At 55.6% G+C, this 17,113-nt stretch carries 14 protein-coding genes and 5 tRNA genes; 15 read left to right on the forward strand and 4 right to left on the reverse strand.

Features of this window, described 5'->3' with window-relative positions:
- Positions 1-53: 53 nt before the first annotated feature.
- Entirely contained in the window at positions 54-716 is a 663-nt protein-coding gene (locus AB8846_RS13230) for an OmpA family lipoprotein (protein WP_063145372.1), read from the reverse strand.
- Between the two features lie 212 nt (positions 717-928).
- On the opposite strand from AB8846_RS13230, the gene AB8846_RS13235 reads away from it, so the two are divergent.
- Positions 929-3,208, forward strand: coding sequence for a molybdopterin guanine dinucleotide-containing S/N-oxide reductase (locus tag AB8846_RS13235; protein WP_370732897.1), 2,280 nt, complete (start codon positions 929-931; stop codon positions 3,206-3,208).
- Here AB8846_RS13235 and AB8846_RS13240 read toward each other — a convergent pair.
- The gene (locus AB8846_RS13240) at positions 3,171-3,617 is read right to left on the reverse strand and encodes an N-acetyltransferase (protein ID WP_370732891.1); all 447 of its coding nucleotides are present in this window, start codon (positions 3,615-3,617) and stop codon (positions 3,171-3,173) included. The two genes, AB8846_RS13235 and AB8846_RS13240, sit on opposite strands and share 38 nt — an antisense overlap.
- Positions 3,595-4,176, reverse strand: coding sequence for a DNA-3-methyladenine glycosylase I (gene tag / locus AB8846_RS13245; RefSeq protein WP_331413804.1), 582 nt, complete (start codon positions 4,174-4,176; stop codon positions 3,595-3,597). The genes AB8846_RS13240 and tag overlap by 23 nt, the downstream gene beginning before the upstream one ends.
- A 153-nt stretch (positions 4,177-4,329) precedes the next feature.
- On the opposite strand from tag, the gene AB8846_RS13250 reads away from it, so the two are divergent.
- From AB8846_RS13250 to dppF, 9 genes are all read left to right on the forward strand, one after another.
- Positions 4,330-5,028, forward strand: a complete 699-nt coding sequence (locus AB8846_RS13250) for an autotransporter domain-containing protein (protein ID WP_063145375.1) — start codon at positions 4,330-4,332, stop codon at positions 5,026-5,028.
- A 238-nt stretch (positions 5,029-5,266) separates the two neighbouring features.
- Positions 5,267-6,469, forward strand: coding sequence for an MFS transporter (locus AB8846_RS13255; RefSeq protein WP_370732892.1), 1,203 nt, complete (start codon positions 5,267-5,269; stop codon positions 6,467-6,469).
- A 239-nt stretch (positions 6,470-6,708) separates the two neighbouring features.
- Positions 6,709-8,403, forward strand: coding sequence for a kdo(2)-lipid A phosphoethanolamine 7''-transferase (eptB, locus tag AB8846_RS13260; RefSeq protein WP_370732893.1), 1,695 nt, complete (start codon positions 6,709-6,711; stop codon positions 8,401-8,403).
- Positions 8,404-8,494: 91 nt separating this feature from the next.
- Positions 8,495-8,571: transfer RNA gene (locus AB8846_RS13265), tRNA-Pro, on the forward strand.
- A gap of 620 nt (positions 8,572-9,191) precedes the next feature.
- On the forward strand, positions 9,192-10,799 hold the full coding sequence (gene dppA / locus AB8846_RS13270) for a dipeptide ABC transporter periplasmic-binding protein DppA (RefSeq protein ID WP_032661780.1): 1,608 nt from the start codon (positions 9,192-9,194) through the stop codon (positions 10,797-10,799).
- Between the two features lie 161 nt (positions 10,800-10,960).
- Positions 10,961-11,980: a dipeptide ABC transporter permease DppB gene (gene dppB, locus AB8846_RS13275; protein ID WP_370732894.1), complete on the forward strand. Its 1,020-nt coding sequence runs from the start codon at positions 10,961-10,963 to the stop codon at positions 11,978-11,980.
- A gap of 9 nt (positions 11,981-11,989) precedes the next feature.
- Positions 11,990-12,892 (forward strand): dipeptide ABC transporter permease DppC, encoded by a 903-nt coding sequence (dppC, locus tag AB8846_RS13280; RefSeq protein ID WP_063145378.1) that lies wholly within the window; start codon positions 11,990-11,992, stop codon positions 12,890-12,892.
- 10 nt (positions 12,893-12,902) lie between these two features.
- Positions 12,903-13,886 (forward strand): dipeptide ABC transporter ATP-binding protein, encoded by a 984-nt coding sequence (gene dppD / locus AB8846_RS13285; protein WP_008502772.1) that lies wholly within the window; start codon positions 12,903-12,905, stop codon positions 13,884-13,886.
- Positions 13,883-14,896: a dipeptide ABC transporter ATP-binding subunit DppF gene (gene dppF, locus AB8846_RS13290; RefSeq protein WP_331413797.1), complete on the forward strand. Its 1,014-nt coding sequence runs from the start codon at positions 13,883-13,885 to the stop codon at positions 14,894-14,896. The genes dppD and dppF overlap by 4 nt, the downstream gene beginning before the upstream one ends.
- A 43-nt stretch (positions 14,897-14,939) precedes the next feature.
- Here the strand turns inward: dppF and coaA are convergent, their stop codons facing one another.
- Entirely contained in the window at positions 14,940-15,890 is a 951-nt protein-coding gene (gene coaA, locus AB8846_RS13295) for a type I pantothenate kinase (protein WP_063145380.1), read from the reverse strand.
- A 317-nt stretch (positions 15,891-16,207) separates the two neighbouring features.
- On the opposite strand from coaA, the gene AB8846_RS13300 reads away from it, so the two are divergent.
- The 5 genes from AB8846_RS13300 to AB8846_RS13320 form a co-directional block, all read left to right on the forward strand.
- Positions 16,208-16,283, forward strand: a tRNA-Thr gene (locus AB8846_RS13300).
- Positions 16,284-16,291: 8 nt separating this feature from the next.
- Positions 16,292-16,376, forward strand: a tRNA-Tyr gene (locus tag AB8846_RS13305).
- Positions 16,377-16,493: 117 nt separating this feature from the next.
- Positions 16,494-16,568, forward strand: a tRNA-Gly gene (locus AB8846_RS13310).
- Positions 16,569-16,574: 6 nt separating this feature from the next.
- Positions 16,575-16,650, forward strand: a tRNA-Thr gene (locus AB8846_RS13315).
- Between the two features lie 118 nt (positions 16,651-16,768).
- On the forward strand, positions 16,769-17,113 hold a 345-nt coding region (locus tag AB8846_RS13320; protein ID WP_047662877.1), incomplete at its 3' end, for a GTP-binding protein.

Below are 17,113 nucleotides of genomic sequence, written 5' to 3' on the forward strand. Positions count from 1 at the left end.
GGGAGAGGGCGCAAACACTAAAAACGGCAACGGGGTTGCCGTTTTGCTTTTACCTACTGAATTGGACTTAACGTAATCTCAACGCGGCGGTTCTGCGCCTTGCCTTCCGCCGTGCTGTTGCTGGCGATAGGGTTGGCAGGACCCATGCCGCTGGTGCGGATGCGGTTCGCTTCAACGCCCTGGGTAATCAGCGAGCTGGCCACGGCGTCGGCGCGCTGCTGGGACAGACGCATGTTCAGATCCTGGCTGCCGGTGCTGTCGGTGTAGCCCATCACGTTCACGGCGGTCTTGTTGTACTCTTTCAGCACCATCGCCACGCCGGTCAGGGTGTTCGCACCCGCAGGTTTCAGCGTCGCGCTGCTGCTGTCGAAGGTCACGTTGTTCGGCATGTTCAGGATGATGTTATCGCCGCTGCGCGTTACGCTCACGCCGGTTCCCTTCATTTTGTCGCGCAGCTTCGCTTCCTGCACGTCCATGTAATAGCCGACGCCGCCGCCCAGTGCTGCGCCCGCCGCTGCGCCAATCAGCGCGCCCTTGCCGCGGTCTTTCTTGGAGGAGGAGAGCGCCCCAACGCCTGCACCGACCAGCGAGCCGATACCCGCGCCAATGCCGGATTTACCCGCTTCGCGCTCACCGGAGTAAGGGTTGGTTGTGCAGCCAGAAACAGCCAGTGCACCGCTCACCAGAGCGGCAATAACGAGTACGCGTTTTTTCATCTTCTTTCCTTAATCCTTTTTATTCTTTGCCACGGCGAGCGTGGCAGTTGATTATGACGTCCAGATACGGAGAAAATTCCGGGTATAACTCTGAAATTTGTGACAAACCATAAACTGCCTCACCTAGAAGGCCGTAAAACCTGCACGCAACCAGGAGCGCACGCTTGAGCACCTCAACGAAAACCATTCTGACCGCCGCCCACTGGGGGCCGATGCTGGTCGAAACCGATGGCGAAAATGTTCTGTCGTCCCGCGGAGCACTGCCAACACAACATCCCAACTCGTTACAGACCGTCGTTCGCGATCAGGTGCATAGCAAAACGCGCGTGCGCTGGCCGATGGTGCGCAAAGGTTTTCTGGCCTCGCCGGACAAGCCTCAGGGTATTCGCGGTCAGGATGAGTTTGTTCGCGTGAGCTGGGATGACGCGCTGGCGCTGATCCACGCCCAGCACAGGCGCATTCGCGACAGTTACGGGCCGTCGTCCATTTTCGCCGGGTCGTACGGCTGGCGTTCTAACGGCGTGCTGCATAAGGCCTCGACGCTGCTGCAGCGCTATATGAGCCTGGCGGGAGGCTACACCGGTCATCTGGGTGATTACTCCACCGGCGCGGCGCAGGCGATCATGCCGTACGTCGTGGGGGGAAACGAAGTGTATCAGCAGCAGACCAGCTGGCCGCTGGTGCTGGCGCACACCGACGTGGTGGTGCTCTGGAGCGCTAACCCGCTTAACACATTGAAAATTGCCTGGAATGCCAGCGACGAGCAGGGCATTGGTTATTTCGACGCGCTGCGCAAAAGCGGCAAGCGCATCATCTGCATTGACCCAATGCGCTCTGAAACCATGGATTTCTTCGGCGACAGCGCCGAGTGGATTGCCCCGCATATGGGCACCGACGTGGCGATGATGCTGGGTATCGCCCATACGCTGGTCGAAAACGGCTGGCACGACGTCGAATTCCTGACGCGCTGTACCACCGGCTTCGATAAATTCGCCGACTACCTGACGGGCCAATCCGATGGGGTCGCGAAAACGGCAGAGTGGGCGGCAGATATTTGCGGCGTTCCTGCGCAGAAAATCCGCGAACTGGCGGCGTTGTTCCATAAAAACACCACGATGTTAATGTCCGGCTGGGGAATGCAGCGTCAGCAGTTTGGCGAGCAAAAACACTGGATGCTGGTGACGCTTGCCGCAATGCTTGGGCAGATCGGCACGCCGGGCGGCGGTTTTGGTCTCTCCTATCACTTTGCGAACGGCGGTAACCCAACGCGTAAAGCGGCGGTGCTGGCGTCGCTGCAAGGCTCGGTGCAGGGCGGCGTGGACGCCGTGGATAAAATCCCGGTGGCGCGGATCGTTGAAGCTCTGGAAAACCCCGGCGGTTTTTATCAGCACAACGGCCTGGACCGCCACTTCCCGGACATTAAATTTGTCTGGTGGGCGGGTGGGTCGAACTTCACGCACCATCAGGATACCAACCGCCTGATCCGCGCCTGGCAAAAGCCGGAGCTGGTGGTCATTTCCGAGTGCTTCTGGACCGGCTCGGCTAAGCATGCAGATATTGTGCTGCCGGCGACCACCTCGTTTGAGCGTAACGATCTCACCATGACCGGTGACTACAGCAACCAGCATATGGTCCCGATGAAGCGCGTTGTCGCCCCGCGCGATGAGGCGCGTGATGATTTTGACGTGTTTGCTGAACTGAGCGAGCTGTGGGAAGCGGGCGGTCGCGAGCGTTTTACCGAAGGGAAAACTGACCTCGAATGGCTGGAGACCTTCTACCAGATTGCCGGACAGCGCGGCGCGGCGCAGGGCGTGACGCTTCCGCCCTTTGCTGAGTTCTGGGAGGCGAACCAGATCGTCGAGATGCCGGAGAGCGAACAGAACGCGAAGTTTGTCCGTTTTGCCGATTTCCGCCGCGATCCGGAGAACCACCCGCTGAAAACCGAAAGCGGAAAGATCGTGATCCACAGCGAGCGCATCGCCAGCTTTGGCTATGCCGACTGCCCGCCACACCCTATGTGGCTCGAGCCGGACGAGTGGCACGGCAACGCCCAGCCGGAGCAGCTGCAGGTGTTGTCAGCGCATCCCGCGCACCGTCTGCACAGCCAGCTTAACTATACGTCCCTGCGCGAGCAGTATGCGGTCGCGGGGCGAGAGCCGGTCACGCTGAATACCCTCGATGCGAAAGCCCGCGGGATCGCGGACGGCGACGTGGTGCGCGTCTGGAACTCGCGCGGGCAGGTGCTGGCAGGGGCGGTGTTGAGCGACGGGATTAAACCGGGCGTGATCTGCATTCATCAGGGCGCATGGCCCGACCTTGAGCCCGCCGAAGGCGGTATCTGTAAAAACGGGGCGGTTAACGTGCTGACCAAAGATCTCCCCAGCTCGAAGCTGGGGAACGGTTGCGCAGGGAACACGGCCCTGGCCTGGGTCGAGAAATATCAGGGACCCGAGCTTACCTTAACGGCGTTTGATCCGCCTGCCAGCTCATGATCCACGTCGGGTGCTGAGTGTCATCCTGCCAGGCGCTGTCTTCAATGCGAAAGCCCTGAGCATGGTAGAAATTCACCGCCCGGACATTTTTCTGGTACACCTCCAGCGTTAAGTGCGGGAAGCGCTGTTGAACATGGTTCAGCAGCGCGCGCCCGATGCCTTTCCCGATGCACTTAGGCGCGACAAACAGCGCGCCGACAAACTGAGACTGCATCACGCTGATAAACCCGCAAGGTTCGCCGTCCTGTTCCCAGACCCAGGTTTCCGCCGACGGCAGGTAAACTTCCCGCACCATGGCTTCATTCTCTTTCCAGTAAGCCGGCTCAATAAACGGATGCGCTTCTGTGGTGCTTTCAAGCCACAGGCTCAGAAGCGGCGCGGTATTCTCACTTTGCCATTTGCGGATCATGATGGCCTCCCGGATGACAGAAGCAGCCGGTAACGTGGTCGTTGACCAGGCCACAGGCCTGCATAAAGGCGTAGCAGATGGTGGAGCCGACAAACTTAAAGCCGCGTTTTTTCAGGGCCTTCGAGAGGGCATCCGAGGCCGGGGTAGAGGCCGGGATTTCCGCGAGCGTGGCGGCCTGGGTGACCTGCGGATCGTTGTTCACAAACGACCAGACAAAATCTGAGAACGATTCGCCGTTTTGTTCCATCGCCAGGTAAGCGCGTGCGTTACCGATGATGGCCTGGATTTTACCGCGATGGCGGATGATGCCGGCATCCTGCACCAGGCGTTCCACATCCTCATCGGTCATCGCGGCGACGGCGACAGGATCGAACTGGTGGAAGGCGTTGCGGTAGTTTTCGCGTTTCTTCAGTACCGTAATCCACGATAACCCCGCCTGCTGGCCCTCCAGGCAGATCATCTCAAAGAGTTTTTTACCCTCCGTTTCCGGCACGCCCCATTCCCGATCGTGATAGTCGATATAAAGCTGATCCTGGCTTACCCAACCGCAACGTTCCATCCCTCATCTCCCTTATTGATACTGATTTCGCAAAAATTTCTTTCTGACCGGCTTGACGTGTTTACTATAAAGACAATAGTTAATACAGGGCTATAAGCTCTTCCTGAATAACGACAAATATCGCCGAATTCGGCTCTCTCTGGGGTCGCGTTGATGATGATAAAAAAAATCAGTGGTCGCCATGCTGCTTCTGGCCTGGTGGGGATTTCAGCCTGCCTGTTTTTTTGTAATACAGCGTCTGCCTGGCAACAGGAATATATCGTTTCAGACGCCCAAAATAATATGGCGGAACGCTATACATGGGACGCGGATCACCAACCGCGTTATGAGGATATTCTGGCCGAGCGTATCCAGTCTTCACAAAATGCGCCAGGCCTTGCCCTGAATATACCATCTGGCAGCACGACAGAGGGAGCGATGAGCGTGGGCTGGAATTTTCCGGTTTCAGCACGTGTCACCACCGGCCCGGTGGTGGCGTGGCGGTACGACGGCACGGCCCCCATGATGGTCAACGAGTTTGGTGATAGCGCGTCGACGCAGGCTCTCACCGACCCGCTCTGGCATGCCAGCGTTAGCACGCTGGGCTGGCGCGTGAATACCCAGTACGGCGATCTCCGTCCCTGGGCGCAGATCAGCTATAACCAGCAGTTTGGTGAAAACCAGTGGAAATCGCAGTTTGGCATGCCGCAAACGCCAGCCCCTGCCCAAAGCGGTAGCTGGATGGACGTCACCGTGGGAACGGATATTCCATTTAATACGCACATGGCGGCCTACGCGTCGCTGGCTCAGGGGGAGCACACCACCACCGGTGAGGAGTTTTTGTACACCCTCGGCGTCAGCGCGAATTTCTAGAGTTGTTACTTTTTTAAACGTTACGATAACATCTCGAATACAACAGCCACGGGCTTTACAGCGATAGCAGATACTAACACGCTGTCGCTTTATTCCCGGGCCAGGCCATTCATTCCCGATTCCAGGCATTTCATTCCGTTCCGCCTGCATTTCATGCCGTTTTCCCCCAGGCGTATTAAGGTTTTGTTTATCGTTGTCCTCAGCGAACTTCCTTAATTTCTCTTGCAGGACAACTGCCATGAACACATCAACTTATAACCGCACGCGCTGGCTCACGCTCTTTGGCACCATCGTCACCCAGTTTGCTCTGGGGTCGGTCTATACCTGGAGCCTGTTTAACAGCGCGCTTTCCGACAAACTCGGCGCACCGGTCAGCCAGGTTGCGTTCTCCTTTGGTCTGCTGAGCCTGGGACTGGCGATTTCGTCTTCCGTCGCGGGCAAGCTGCAGGAGCGTTTTGGCGTGAAGCGTGTGACCATGGCGTCCGGCATACTGCTGGGGCTGGGCTTTTTCCTGACGGCGCATTCCAACAACCTGATGATGCTGTGGCTGAGCGCCGGCGTGCTGGTGGGGCTGGCGGACGGCGCAGGTTACCTGCTGACCCTGTCAAACTGCGTGAAGTGGTTCCCGGAGCGTAAAGGCTTAATCTCCGCGTTCGCCATCGGCTCCTATGGCCTGGGCAGCCTCGGGTTCAAATTTATCGACTCCCACCTGCTGGCGTCCGTTGGCCTCGAAAACACCTTTATGATCTGGGGCGCAATCGTGCTGGTGATGATTCTGTTCGGCGCCACGCTGATGACCGATGCGCCGCAGCAGGAGGTCAAATCCGTTAACGGCGTGGTGGAGAACGACTTCACCCTCGCGCAGTCCATGCGTAAGCCGCAGTACTGGATGCTGGCGGTGATGTTCCTGACGGCCTGCATGAGCGGTTTGTATGTTATCGGCGTGGCGAAGGATATCGCGCAGGGGATGGTGAAGCTGGACGCGGCCACGGCGGCCAATGCGGTAACCGTGATCTCCATTGCTAACCTCTCCGGTCGCCTGGTCCTCGGTATTCTGTCTGACAAAATTGCCCGCATCCGTGTGATTACGATTGGGCAGGTGGTTTCGCTGGTCGGCATGGCGGCGCTGCTGTTCGCTCCGCTGAATGAAGCCACCTTCTTCGCGGCGATTGCCTGCGTGGCCTTTAACTTCGGCGGCACCATTACCGTCTTCCCGTCACTGGTGAGCGAGTTCTTTGGCCTGAACAATCTGGCGAAAAACTACGGCGTTATCTATCTGGGCTTCGGGATCGGCAGTATCTGCGGCTCGCTGATTGCTTCCCTGTTCGGCGGGTTCTACGTGACCTTCTGCGTCATCTTCGCCTTGCTGATTATCTCCCTGGCGCTGTCCACCACGATTCGCCAGCCGCAGCGCGAAGTATTTAAAGAAGTGCATGTATAAGCGGTATGAAAGAGGCCATTGCGGCCTCTTTTTTCTTTATCTGAGAGGCTTCCTGTCTCGATATTTTGTAAAAATTTACACCGATCACACTCTCTGCTGCCACTTTTCTCTCCCGCTGTGGTCTACTTACCGCGCTTGTAGACGTTTCTTATAACGCTTCCTTACGCATTTACTTACTGTGTCCGCTTTCTCTTTGAGATTCGGCGGGTCTTTATACCCCTTCCCCCAGGGTTGTTTGCATGAAATACATTAGGTCTCTTACCCAGCAACGTTTGTGTCTGATGCTGGCTGTCTATATCGGTTTGTTTTTGAATGGCGCGGTGCTGTTCAGAAGAGTGGAAGGTTATTTTGAACACCTCACCGTAAGCAATGGGATATTCGCCGCGATTGAAGTGTTTGGCTCTGTTCTGGCTACCTTTTTCCTGTTACGCCTGCTCTCTCTCTTTGGCCGCCGAACCTGGCAAATTTTAGCCTCGCTGGTGGTGATTATTTCTGCTGCCGCAAGCTATTACATGACCTTTATGAACGTGGTCATTGGCTACGGTATCGTTGCCTCGGTGATGACCACGGATATCGATCTCTCGAAAGAGGTGGTTGGGAACGGCTTTATCGTCTGGACGATTTTAACCTGTCTGATCCCGCTGTTCTTTATCTGGAGCAATACCTGCCGCTATACGCTGTTACGCCAGCTGCGTACGCGTGGACAGCGGATCCGCAATATCGTCGTCGTCCTGCTGGCCGGTCTGCTGGTATGGGCGCCTATCCGCCTGATGGAAACGCAGCAGAAACGCGTCGAAAAAGCGACGGGCGTTGATATGCCAAGCTATGGCGGCGTGGTGGCAAACTCCTATTTGCCGTCTAACTGGCTGTCAGCGTTAGGTCTGTATGCCTGGGCGCAGGCGGATGAATCCAGTGATGTGAAGTCTCTGATCAATCCACTGAAAAAATTCACCTACCAGCCGCCAGCCGACGGGATTGATGATACGTACGTCGTCTTTGTCATTGGCGAAACGACGCGCTGGGATCATATGGGCATTCTCGGCTATGACCGGGATACCACGCCAAAGCTGGCGCAGGAAAAGAACCTGGTGGCCTACCGTGGCTACTCCTGCGATACCGCAACCAAGCTCTCGCTGCGCTGTATGTTTGTGCGTGAAGGCGGTGCAAGCGATAACCCGCAACGCACGCTGAAAGAGCAGAACGTGTTTGCCGTGCTGAAGCAGCTTGGATTTAGCTCTGACCTGTTCGCGATGCAAAGTGAGATGTGGTTCTACACCAACACGCTGGCAGATAACATCGCGTACCGCGAGCAGATTGGCGCCGAGCCGCGCAACCGCGGTAAAAACGTCGATGACATGCTGCTGCTGGAAGAGATGTCGGAGTCCCTAAAGAGCCATCCACAGGGCAAGCATCTTGTTATTCTGCATACCAAAGGGTCGCACTACAGCTATTACCAGCGCTACACGCGTGATTTCGCGAAGTGGCAGCCTGAGTGCGTGGGCATTAATAAAGACTGCAGCAAGCAGGAGCTGATCAACGCCTACGATAACTCGGTTCTGTATGTGGATACCTTCCTGAGCCGGGTGATTGACCAGCTGCGCGATAAGAAAGCGATTGTGATTTACGCGGCAGACCACGGTGAATCTATCAACGAGAAAGAGCATCTGCACGGTACGCCGCGCAAGCTGGCACCGCCAGAACAGTTCCGCGTGCCGATGATCATGTGGATGTCGGATAAGTATCTTGAAAATCCGGAGAAGGCGAAGATGTTTGCTCAGCTGAAAAAAGAGGCGGAGATGAAGGTGCCGCGTCGTCACGTTGAGCTGTACGACACCATTATGGGGTGTCTCGGCTACACCTCACCGAATGGTGGGATTAACGAAAACAACAACTGGTGTAAACTCCCTGATAACACCGCAAAAGCCGCGCAGTAGCTGCTCTGGCGAGAATATCGCCAGTTGATTGTTTTTTTGAAAATAAGGGATTGACGGGGGCGCACCTCAGCAGTAAGATGCGCTCCGCATTCGGCGAGTAGCGCAGCTTGGTAGCGCAACTGGTTTGGGACCAGTGGGTCGGAGGTTCGAATCCTCTCTCGCCGACCACATTCTGAAAAGGGCTAACCGCAAGGTTAGCCCTTTTTGCATTATGACCTTAGCCCTTCAGAGTAATCAAAACGCCCCTTACACCCGTTTCTGCCTATCTGTTAACGATTTTGTGACATAATCCATTGTATTTTTTTATATATAGATTGATCTTTTTTCGCGTTGCTTATGGATAACCTCAGCATTTTTCGCTGTGCGTTTTAACGTTCGCGGTATTTAGTGCTCAGATAATCACCGTTTTGCAAGAAAATTTACCCATTCTGAATAAAAGTTAATCACTGATTGTTGCGAAATATTAAGAGAGTTGTGCTGCAAGAGGGCGAGTAGCATAAATTTCCCTGCTGAAAACTGGCACACATAGTTTTTTTAATCTTTGTTTGCGGTTTCTCACACTCAGCGTAAATCCCCGTCACCTGTATTGACGTTTTCACATTCTATTGACAGATTGTAGGGCATGAGGGGCATTTCAGGGACGATCTGCGCTGCAACTCAAACGCTCTTCTGAAAGGATTCTCCATCCCTTTAAAGCCTTCGGGCATCACCGACCGGACCGGGTAAAAAATAAATAAAGGTCTGGCGGCGTAACACAACAAAGCAAAACATCACATTGGAGCAGAATAATGAGTATTTCCTTGAAGAAGTCAGGGATGCTGAAGCTTGGTCTGAGCCTGGTGGCTATGACCGTGGCAGCAAGCGTACAGGCAAAAACCCTGGTTTACTGTTCTGAAGGCTCGCCGGAAGGCTTTAACCCACAGCTCTTTACCTCTGGTACGACTTACGACGCAAGCTCTGTACCGATCTATAACCGTCTGGTTGAATTCAAAACCGGTACCACGGAAGTGATTCCGGGTCTGGCCGAGAAGTGGGACGTCAGCGAAGACGGCAAAACCTATACCTTCCACCTGCGCCAGGGCGTGAAGTGGCAGGACAGCAAAGAATTCAAACCAACGCGCGACTTCAACGCCGACGACGTTGTGTTCTCCTTCGACCGTCAGAAAAACGCTCAGAACCCGTACCACAAAGTGTCTGGCGGCAGCTATGAATACTTCGAAGGGATGGGTCTGCCTGACCTGATCGCTGAAGTGAAAAAAGTGGACGATAAAACGGTTCAGTTCGTGCTGACTCGCCCGGAAGCGCCATTCCTGGCTGACCTGGCCATGGACTTCGCCTCAATTCTGTCCAAAGAGTACGCGGACAACATGCTGAAAGCCGGTACGCCGGAAAAAGTTGACCTGAACCCAATCGGTACCGGTCCATTCCAGCTGCTGCAGTACCAGAAAGACTCCCGCATTCTGTACAAAGCATTCGAAGGCTTCTGGGGCACCAAGCCGAAGATTGACCGTCTGGTCTTCTCCATCACGCCTGATGCCTCAGTGCGTTATGCAAAACTGCAGAAAAACGAATGTCAGGTGATGCCGTACCCGAACCCGGCAGACATCGCCCGCATGAAGCAGGACAAGAACATCAACCTGCTGGAGCAGGCTGGCCTGAACGTGGGCTATCTCTCCTTCAACACCGAGAAGAAACCGTTTGATGACGTGAAAGTGCGTCAGGCGCTGACCTACGCGGTGAACAAAGAAGCGATCATCAAAGCCGTTTACCAGGGCGCGGGCGTTGCTGCCAAAAACCTGATCCCACCAACCATGTGGGGCTATAACGACGACGTTAAAGACTACACCTACGATCCTGAGAAAGCGAAAGCGCTGCTGAAAGAAGCGGGCCAGGATAAAGGCTTTACCGTTGAGCTGTGGGCGATGCCGGTACAGCGTCCATACAACCCGAACGCACGCCGTATGGCGGAAATGGTTCAGGCTGACTGGGCTAAGGTTGGCGTTCAGGCCAAGATTGTGACCTACGAGTGGGGCGAGTACCTGAAGCGCGCCAAAGCGGGTGAGCACCAGGCGGTAATGATGGGCTGGACCGGTGACAACGGGGATCCGGACAACTTCTTCGCCACCCTGTTCAGCTGCGCAGCGGCGAAAGACGGTTCTAACTACTCTCGCTGGTGCTACAAGCCGTTTGAAGACCTGATCCAGCCGGCGCGTGCGACCGACGATCACAACAAACGTATTGAACTGTACAAGCAGGCTCAGGTTGTTATGCACGATCAGGCTCCGGCGCTGATTGTTGCTCACTCCACCGTATACGAGCCAGTGCGTAAAGAGGTGAAAGGCTACGTGGTTGATCCACTGGGCAAACACCACTTCGAAAACGTATCTGTTGAATAATAAGTAGGGTGTTCTCCCTCTCTCTTTGGGAGAGGGCAGGGGTGAGGGTCGTGCATGCATCCCCTCACCCTAACCCTCTCCCACAGGGAGAGGGAATTTACATTTGTGAGCAATACAGACGTCACGCCACTGGTCGTGCGTCATCAGAGAGAATCCGGGTTATGTTGCAGTTCATCCTCCGACGTCTGGGACTTGTTATCCCCACGTTTATCGGTATCACCCTTCTCACTTTTGCCTTCGTCCATATGATCCCCGGCGACCCGGTAATGATTATGGCGGGCGAGCGTGGTATTTCCCCTGAGCGCCATGCACAGCTGCTGGCGGAACTCGGTCTCGATAAGCCGATGTGGCAGCAGTACCTCCACTATATCTGGGGCGTGTTGCACGGTGATTTAGGGATTTCGCTGAAAAGCCGTCTTCCGGTGTGGGACGAGTTCGTGCCGCGTTTTAAAGCGACACTGGAGCTTGGCGTCTGCGCCATGATTTTCGCTACTGCGGTGGGTATTCCTGTCGGGGTACTGGCTGCCGTCAAGCGTGGCTCTATTTTTGACCATACCGCCGTGGGCCTGGCGCTGACCGGCTACTCCATGCCTATCTTCTGGTGGGGCATGATGCTGATCATGCTGGTCTCCGTGCAATGGAACCTAACCCCTGTCTCCGGGCGCGTCAGTGATATGGTCTTCCTGGATGATACCAACCCGCTCACCGGCTTTATGCTGATTGATACGGCTATCTGGGGCGAAGAGGGCAACTTCATTGATGCCGTGGCACACATAATCCTGCCTGCCATGGTGCTGGGCACCATTCCTCTGGCGGTGATCGTGCGTATGACCCGTTCATCAATGCTGGAAGTGCTGGGTGAGGATTATATCCGCACCGCGCGCGCCAAGGGCCTGACGCGTATGCGCGTCATCATCGTTCATGCGCTGCGTAATGCCATGCTGCCGGTGGTGACCGTTATCGGTCTCCAGGTGGGGACGTTGCTGGCGGGGGCGATCCTGACCGAAACCATCTTCTCCTGGCCGGGCCTTGGACGCTGGCTGATTGACGCGCTGCAGCGCCGTGACTATCCGGTTGTGCAGGGCGGTGTACTGCTGGTCGCGACGATGATTATCCTCGTCAACCTGCTGGTCGATTTGCTGTACGGCGTGGTGAACCCGCGTATTCGTCATAAGAAGTAAGGGACCATCATGTCACAAGTCACTCAAAATAAAGTGGTCGCTGCACCGGTTCCTATGACGCCGCTGCAGGAATTCTGGCACTACTTCAAGCGCAATAAAGGCGCGGTGGTAGGGCTGGTGTATGTCGCAATCATGATCCTGATTGCGGTGTTTGCGAACTTCCTCGCACCGTATAACCCGGCGGACCAGTTCCGCGATGCGCTGCTCGCGCCGCCTGCGTGGCAGGACGGCGGTAGCCTGACGCACCTGCTCGGTACCGATGACGTGGGCCGCGACGTGCTGTCGCGTCTGATGTACGGCGCGCGTCTGTCGCTGCTGGTCGGCTGTCTCGTTGTTGTGCTGTCGCTGATCATGGGCGTCGTACTCGGCCTGGTTGCCGGTTACTTTGGCGGCATCGTTGATAATATCATCATGCGTGTCGTCGATATTATGCTGGCCCTGCCAAGCCTGCTGCTGGCGCTGGTGCTGGTGGCGATCTTCGGCCCGTCGATTGGTAACGCCGCGCTGGCGTTGACCTTCGTGGCGCTCCCTCACTACGTGCGTTTAACCCGTGCGGCGGTGCTGGTGGAAGTGAACCGCGATTACGTCACGGCGTCTCGCGTGGCGGGTGCCGGTGCGATGCGCCAGATGTTCGTTAATATCTTCCCTAACTGCCTTGCGCCGCTGATTGTTCAGGCGTCGCTCGGTTTCTCTAACGCCATTCTTGATATGGCCGCTCTTGGCTTCCTGGGCATGGGTGCGCAGCCGCCAACACCGGAGTGGGGCACCATGCTCTCCGACGTGTTGCAGTTCGCACAAAGCGCCTGGTGGGTTGTCACCTTCCCGGGTCTGGCAATCCTGCTGACGGTGCTGGCATTTAACCTGATGGGTGATGGCCTGCGTGATGCGCTTGATCCCAAACTGAAGCAGTAAGAGGCACGAGATGGCGTTATTAAATGTAGATAAATTATCGGTGCACTTTGGCGACGAAGGCACCCCGTTTCGCGCCGTGGACCGCATCAGCTACAGCGTAAATCAGGGCGAAGTGGTTGGCATTGTCGGGGAGTCCGGTTCCGGTAAGTCAGTGAGCTCACTGGCGATCATGGGGCTGATTGATTACCCGGGCCGCGTGATGGCGGAAAACCTTCAGTTCAACGGTCAGGACCTGAAGCGCATTTCTGAGAAACAGCGCCGCCAGCTGGTGGGCGCCGAAGTGGCGATGATTTTCCAGGATCCCATGACCAGCCTGAACCCCTGCTACACCGTGGGTTTCCAGATTATGGAAGCGATTAAGGTGCATCAGGGCGGGAATAAGAAAACCCGTCGTCAGCGCGCGATCGATCTGCTGAACCAGGTGGGTATTCCGGACCCGGCATCGCGTCTGGACGTTTACCCGCATCAGCTCTCCGGCGGGATGAGCCAGCGCGTGATGATCGCGATGGCGATTGCCTGTCGACCAAAACTGCTGATTGCGGATGAACCGACGACGGCGCTGGATGTGACTATTCAGGCGCAAATCATCGAACTGCTGCTGGAGCTGCAGCAGAAAGAGAATATGGCGCTGGTGCTGATTACGCACGATCTGGCGCTGGTGGCCGAAGCCGCGCACAAAATTATCGTGATGTATGCTGGTCAGGTGGTCGAGACCGGAAATTCACACGATATTTTCCGCGCGCCGCGTCACCCGTATACCCAGGCGCTTTTACGCGCGCTGCCGGAGTTTGCCCAGGACAAAGCGCGTCTGGCGTCGCTGCCGGGTGTGGTACCGGGTAAATATGACCGTCCTCAGGGCTGTCTGCTCAATCCGCGCTGCCCATATGCGACGGACAAATGCCGGGCAGAAGAGCCAGAGCTGAACCAGCTTGCTGACGGTCGTCAGTCGAAATGCCACTACCCACTCGATGATGCCGGGAGGCCAACACTATGAGTACGCAACAGGCCACCAAGCAACAGCCGCTGTTGCAGGCCATCGACCTGAAAAAATACTACCCGGTGAAGAAGGGGCTGTTTGCCCCTGAACGCCTGGTGAAAGCGCTGGACGGCGTCTCTTTTAACCTCGAGCGCGGTAAAACGCTGGCGGTGGTAGGGGAGTCAGGCTGCGGTAAATCCACGCTGGGCCGTCTGCTGACGATGATTGAAGTGCCGACCGGCGGTGAGCTCTATTATCAGGGGCAGGATCTGCTTAAGCACGATCCGCAGGCGCAGAAGCTGCGTCGCCAGAAAATCCAGATTGTGTTCCAGAACCCGTATGGTTCTTTGAACCCGCGTAAAAAAGTCGGGCAGATTCTGGAAGAGCCGCTGCTGATCAACAGTAATCTGAGCAAAGAGCAGCGCCGTGAAAAAGCGCTGGCGATGATGGCGAAGGTCGGCCTCAAAACCGAGCATTACGATCGCTATCCGCACATGTTCTCCGGCGGCCAGCGTCAGCGTATTGCGATCGCCCGTGGGCTGATGCTCGATCCGGACGTGGTGATTGCCGATGAGCCGGTCTCCGCGCTCGACGTATCCGTACGTGCGCAGGTGCTGAACCTGATGATGGATCTCCAGCAGGAGCTGGGGCTGTCTTACGTGTTCATCTCCCACGACCTGTCGGTGGTGGAGCATATTGCCGATGAAGTGATGGTGATGTACCTGGGGCGCTGCGTGGAGAAGGGGACCAAAGACCAGATCTTTAATAACCCTCGTCACCCGTATACCCAGGCGCTGCTGTCCGCGACGCCGCGCCTGAACCCGGACGATCGTCGTGAGCGTATTAAGCTGACGGGTGAACTGCCAAGTCCGATGAATCCGCCTCCGGGATGTGCATTCAACGCCCGCTGCAGTCGCCGCTTTGGCCCCTGCACCCAGCTCCAGCCGCAGCTGAAGGATTATGGCGGCCAGCTGGTTGCCTGCTTCGCGGTCGATCAGGATGAAAATGGCGAGAAGCCACAGGCATAACGAAAAAAACCGGCGCTAGGCCGGTTTTTTTATGTCTGCTTGATTATTTCCGCAGGCGAATCTGGTCGACGGCGTGCTTCTCGCTCTTGGTGAGGATCAGGCTCGCGCGCTCGCGCGTCGGCAGGATGTTCTCTTTGAGGTTCACGTAGTTGATCTCATTCCACAGCCCCGTGGCCACGTTGATCGCTTCTTCTTCAGAAAGCTGAGCATAGTGGTGGAAATAGGAATCCGGGTCAGTGAACGCCCCTTCGCGGAACTTCAGGAAGCGGTTGATGTACCAGTTTTGCAGCAGGTCTTCCGGCGCATCGACATAAATAGAGAAATCGACGAAATCCGAGACGAATACGTGATGCGGATCGTGAGGATAGTCCATCCCGCTTTGCAGCACGTTCAGACCTTCCAGAATCAGGATGTCCGGCTGGACCACCGTTTTATCCCCACCCGGGATGCGATCGTAGATCAGGTGCGAATAGACTGGCGCGGTGACGTTTGGGGCACCAGATTTAAGGTCGGAAACGAATTTCACCAGACGGTGCATATCATAAGAAAGCGGGAAGCCCTTCTTCTTCATCAGCCCGCGTTCTTTTAATACCTCGTTCGGGTGCAGGAAGCCGTCGGTGGTAATCAGCTCCACGCTGCGGTGTTCCGGCCAGCGGCTCAGCAGCGCCTGCAGAACACGCGCGGTGGTACTTTTACCCACGGCCACGCTGCCTGCGATACTAATGATATAAGGAATGCGTTGACCGTTCGTCCCGAGGAACTGCTCCAGCACAGCCTGACGGCGCAGGTTCGAGCTGATATAGAAGTTAAGCAAGCGAGAGAGGGGGAGATAAATTTCTGCCACCTCTTCCAGGGACAGATCTTCGTTTATCCCTTTTAACCGTGCGATTTCACCTTCCGTCAGCGTCATAGGGACGGAATCACGCAGGGCAGCCCACTGGCTGCGGTTAAAGTGAAGATAAGGCGTCATTAACGTTTGCTCTTTTTTGCTCATAAGCATGCTTCAGTGAGCCAGCATCACACTGCCGGATCATGGCTCATCACACAGTTAATTTTGGACAATGGGCAGGAGGTTAACACCAGATGACAGGAATAATAAGAAAAAAGATGGAAAGCGCTGCGTAACGCGGAAGCCGTCACGCTACGGTGAATACGGTGCAAATCACGCTGATATGTTGAATATTTGACCTCAAATGACTACTTTTACAGCGTCCGATACGCTGTTCGCATAAAATGTGAGCGAAAGAACGTTTTATGCAAATTTTTAGTTGCATGACCGCGCAGGTATCCATAGAATGCGCGCTACTTGATGCCGACTTAGCTCAGTAGGTAGAGCAACTGACTTGTAATCAGTAGGTCACCAGTTCGATTCCGGTAGTCGGCACCATCAAGTCCGGTGGGGTTCCCGAGCGGCCAAAGGGAGCAGACTGTAAATCTGCCGTCACAGACTTCGAAGGTTCGAATCCTTCCCCCACCACCACTTTCTGGCAGCGTAAATGCCGCCGGAGCTGGTTGGAAAAATTAGCCAGCTCAAACTGAAAAAGAGAGAAATCTCTTTTTTTGTTACAGAAAGAACTGGGTAGCCGAGTTTCAGGATGCGGGCATCGTATAATGGCTATTACCTCAGCCTTCCAAGCTGATGATGCGGGTTCGATTCCCGCTGCCCGCTCCAATACGTGCTGATATGGCTCAGTTGGTAGAGCGCACCCTTGGTAAGGGTGAGGTCCCCAGTTCGACTCTGGGTATCAGCACCACTTCACTTCTCCTTCCCGTTTCTCTCTGTTTCAATTTTACTGTATTCAACAATTCAGGCATTTCGCCTGGTTGATGTGGTGATATCACCGATTTATCCGTGTCTTAGAGGGACAATCGATGTCTAAAGAAAAGTTTGAACGTACAAAACCGCACGTTAACGTCGGTACTATCGGCCACGTTGACCATGGTAAAACAACGCTGACCGCTGCAATCACTACCGTTCTGGCAAAAACCTACGGTGGTTCTGCTCGCGCATTCGATCAGATCGATAACGCACCAGAAGAAAAAGCTCGTGGTATCACCATCAACACCTCTCACGTTGAATACGACACCCCGACTCGCCACTACGCGCACGTAGACTGCCCAGGCCACGCCGACTATGTTAAAAACATGATCACCGGTGCTGCGCAGATGGACGGCGCGATCCTGGTTGTTGCTGCGACTGACGGCCCAATGCCTCAG

Source organism: Enterobacter sp. KB-221C9, assembly GCF_041320715.1.
Lineage (GTDB): Bacteria > Pseudomonadota > Gammaproteobacteria > Enterobacterales > Enterobacteriaceae > Enterobacter > Enterobacter asburiae_D.

Bases quoted from the DNA above. Each gene is read 5' to 3' on its own strand.
- AB8846_RS13230 (WP_063145372.1), bottom strand. From the start codon at position 716: ATGAAAAAACGCGTACTCGTTATTGCCGCTCTGGTGAGCGGTGCACTG.
- AB8846_RS13235 (WP_370732897.1), top strand. From the start codon at position 929: ATGCTGGTCGAAACCGATGGCGAAAATGTTCTGTCGTCCCGCGGAGCA.
- AB8846_RS13240 (WP_370732891.1), bottom strand. From the start codon at position 3,617: ATGATCCGCAAATGGCAAAGTGAGAATACCGCGCCGCTTCTGAGCCTG.
- tag (WP_331413804.1), bottom strand. From the start codon at position 4,176: ATGGAACGTTGCGGTTGGGTAAGCCAGGATCAGCTTTATATCGACTAT.
- AB8846_RS13250 (WP_063145375.1), top strand. From the start codon at position 4,330: ATGATGATAAAAAAAATCAGTGGTCGCCATGCTGCTTCTGGCCTGGTG.
- AB8846_RS13255 (WP_370732892.1), top strand. From the start codon at position 5,267: ATGAACACATCAACTTATAACCGCACGCGCTGGCTCACGCTCTTTGGC.
- eptB (WP_370732893.1), top strand. From the start codon at position 6,709: ATGAAATACATTAGGTCTCTTACCCAGCAACGTTTGTGTCTGATGCTG.
- dppA (WP_032661780.1), top strand. From the start codon at position 9,192: ATGAGTATTTCCTTGAAGAAGTCAGGGATGCTGAAGCTTGGTCTGAGC.
- dppB (WP_370732894.1), top strand. From the start codon at position 10,961: ATGTTGCAGTTCATCCTCCGACGTCTGGGACTTGTTATCCCCACGTTT.
- dppC (WP_063145378.1), top strand. From the start codon at position 11,990: ATGTCACAAGTCACTCAAAATAAAGTGGTCGCTGCACCGGTTCCTATG.
- dppD (WP_008502772.1), top strand. From the start codon at position 12,903: ATGGCGTTATTAAATGTAGATAAATTATCGGTGCACTTTGGCGACGAA.
- dppF (WP_331413797.1), top strand. From the start codon at position 13,883: ATGAGTACGCAACAGGCCACCAAGCAACAGCCGCTGTTGCAGGCCATC.
- coaA (WP_063145380.1), bottom strand. From the start codon at position 15,890: ATGAGCAAAAAAGAGCAAACGTTAATGACGCCTTATCTTCACTTTAAC.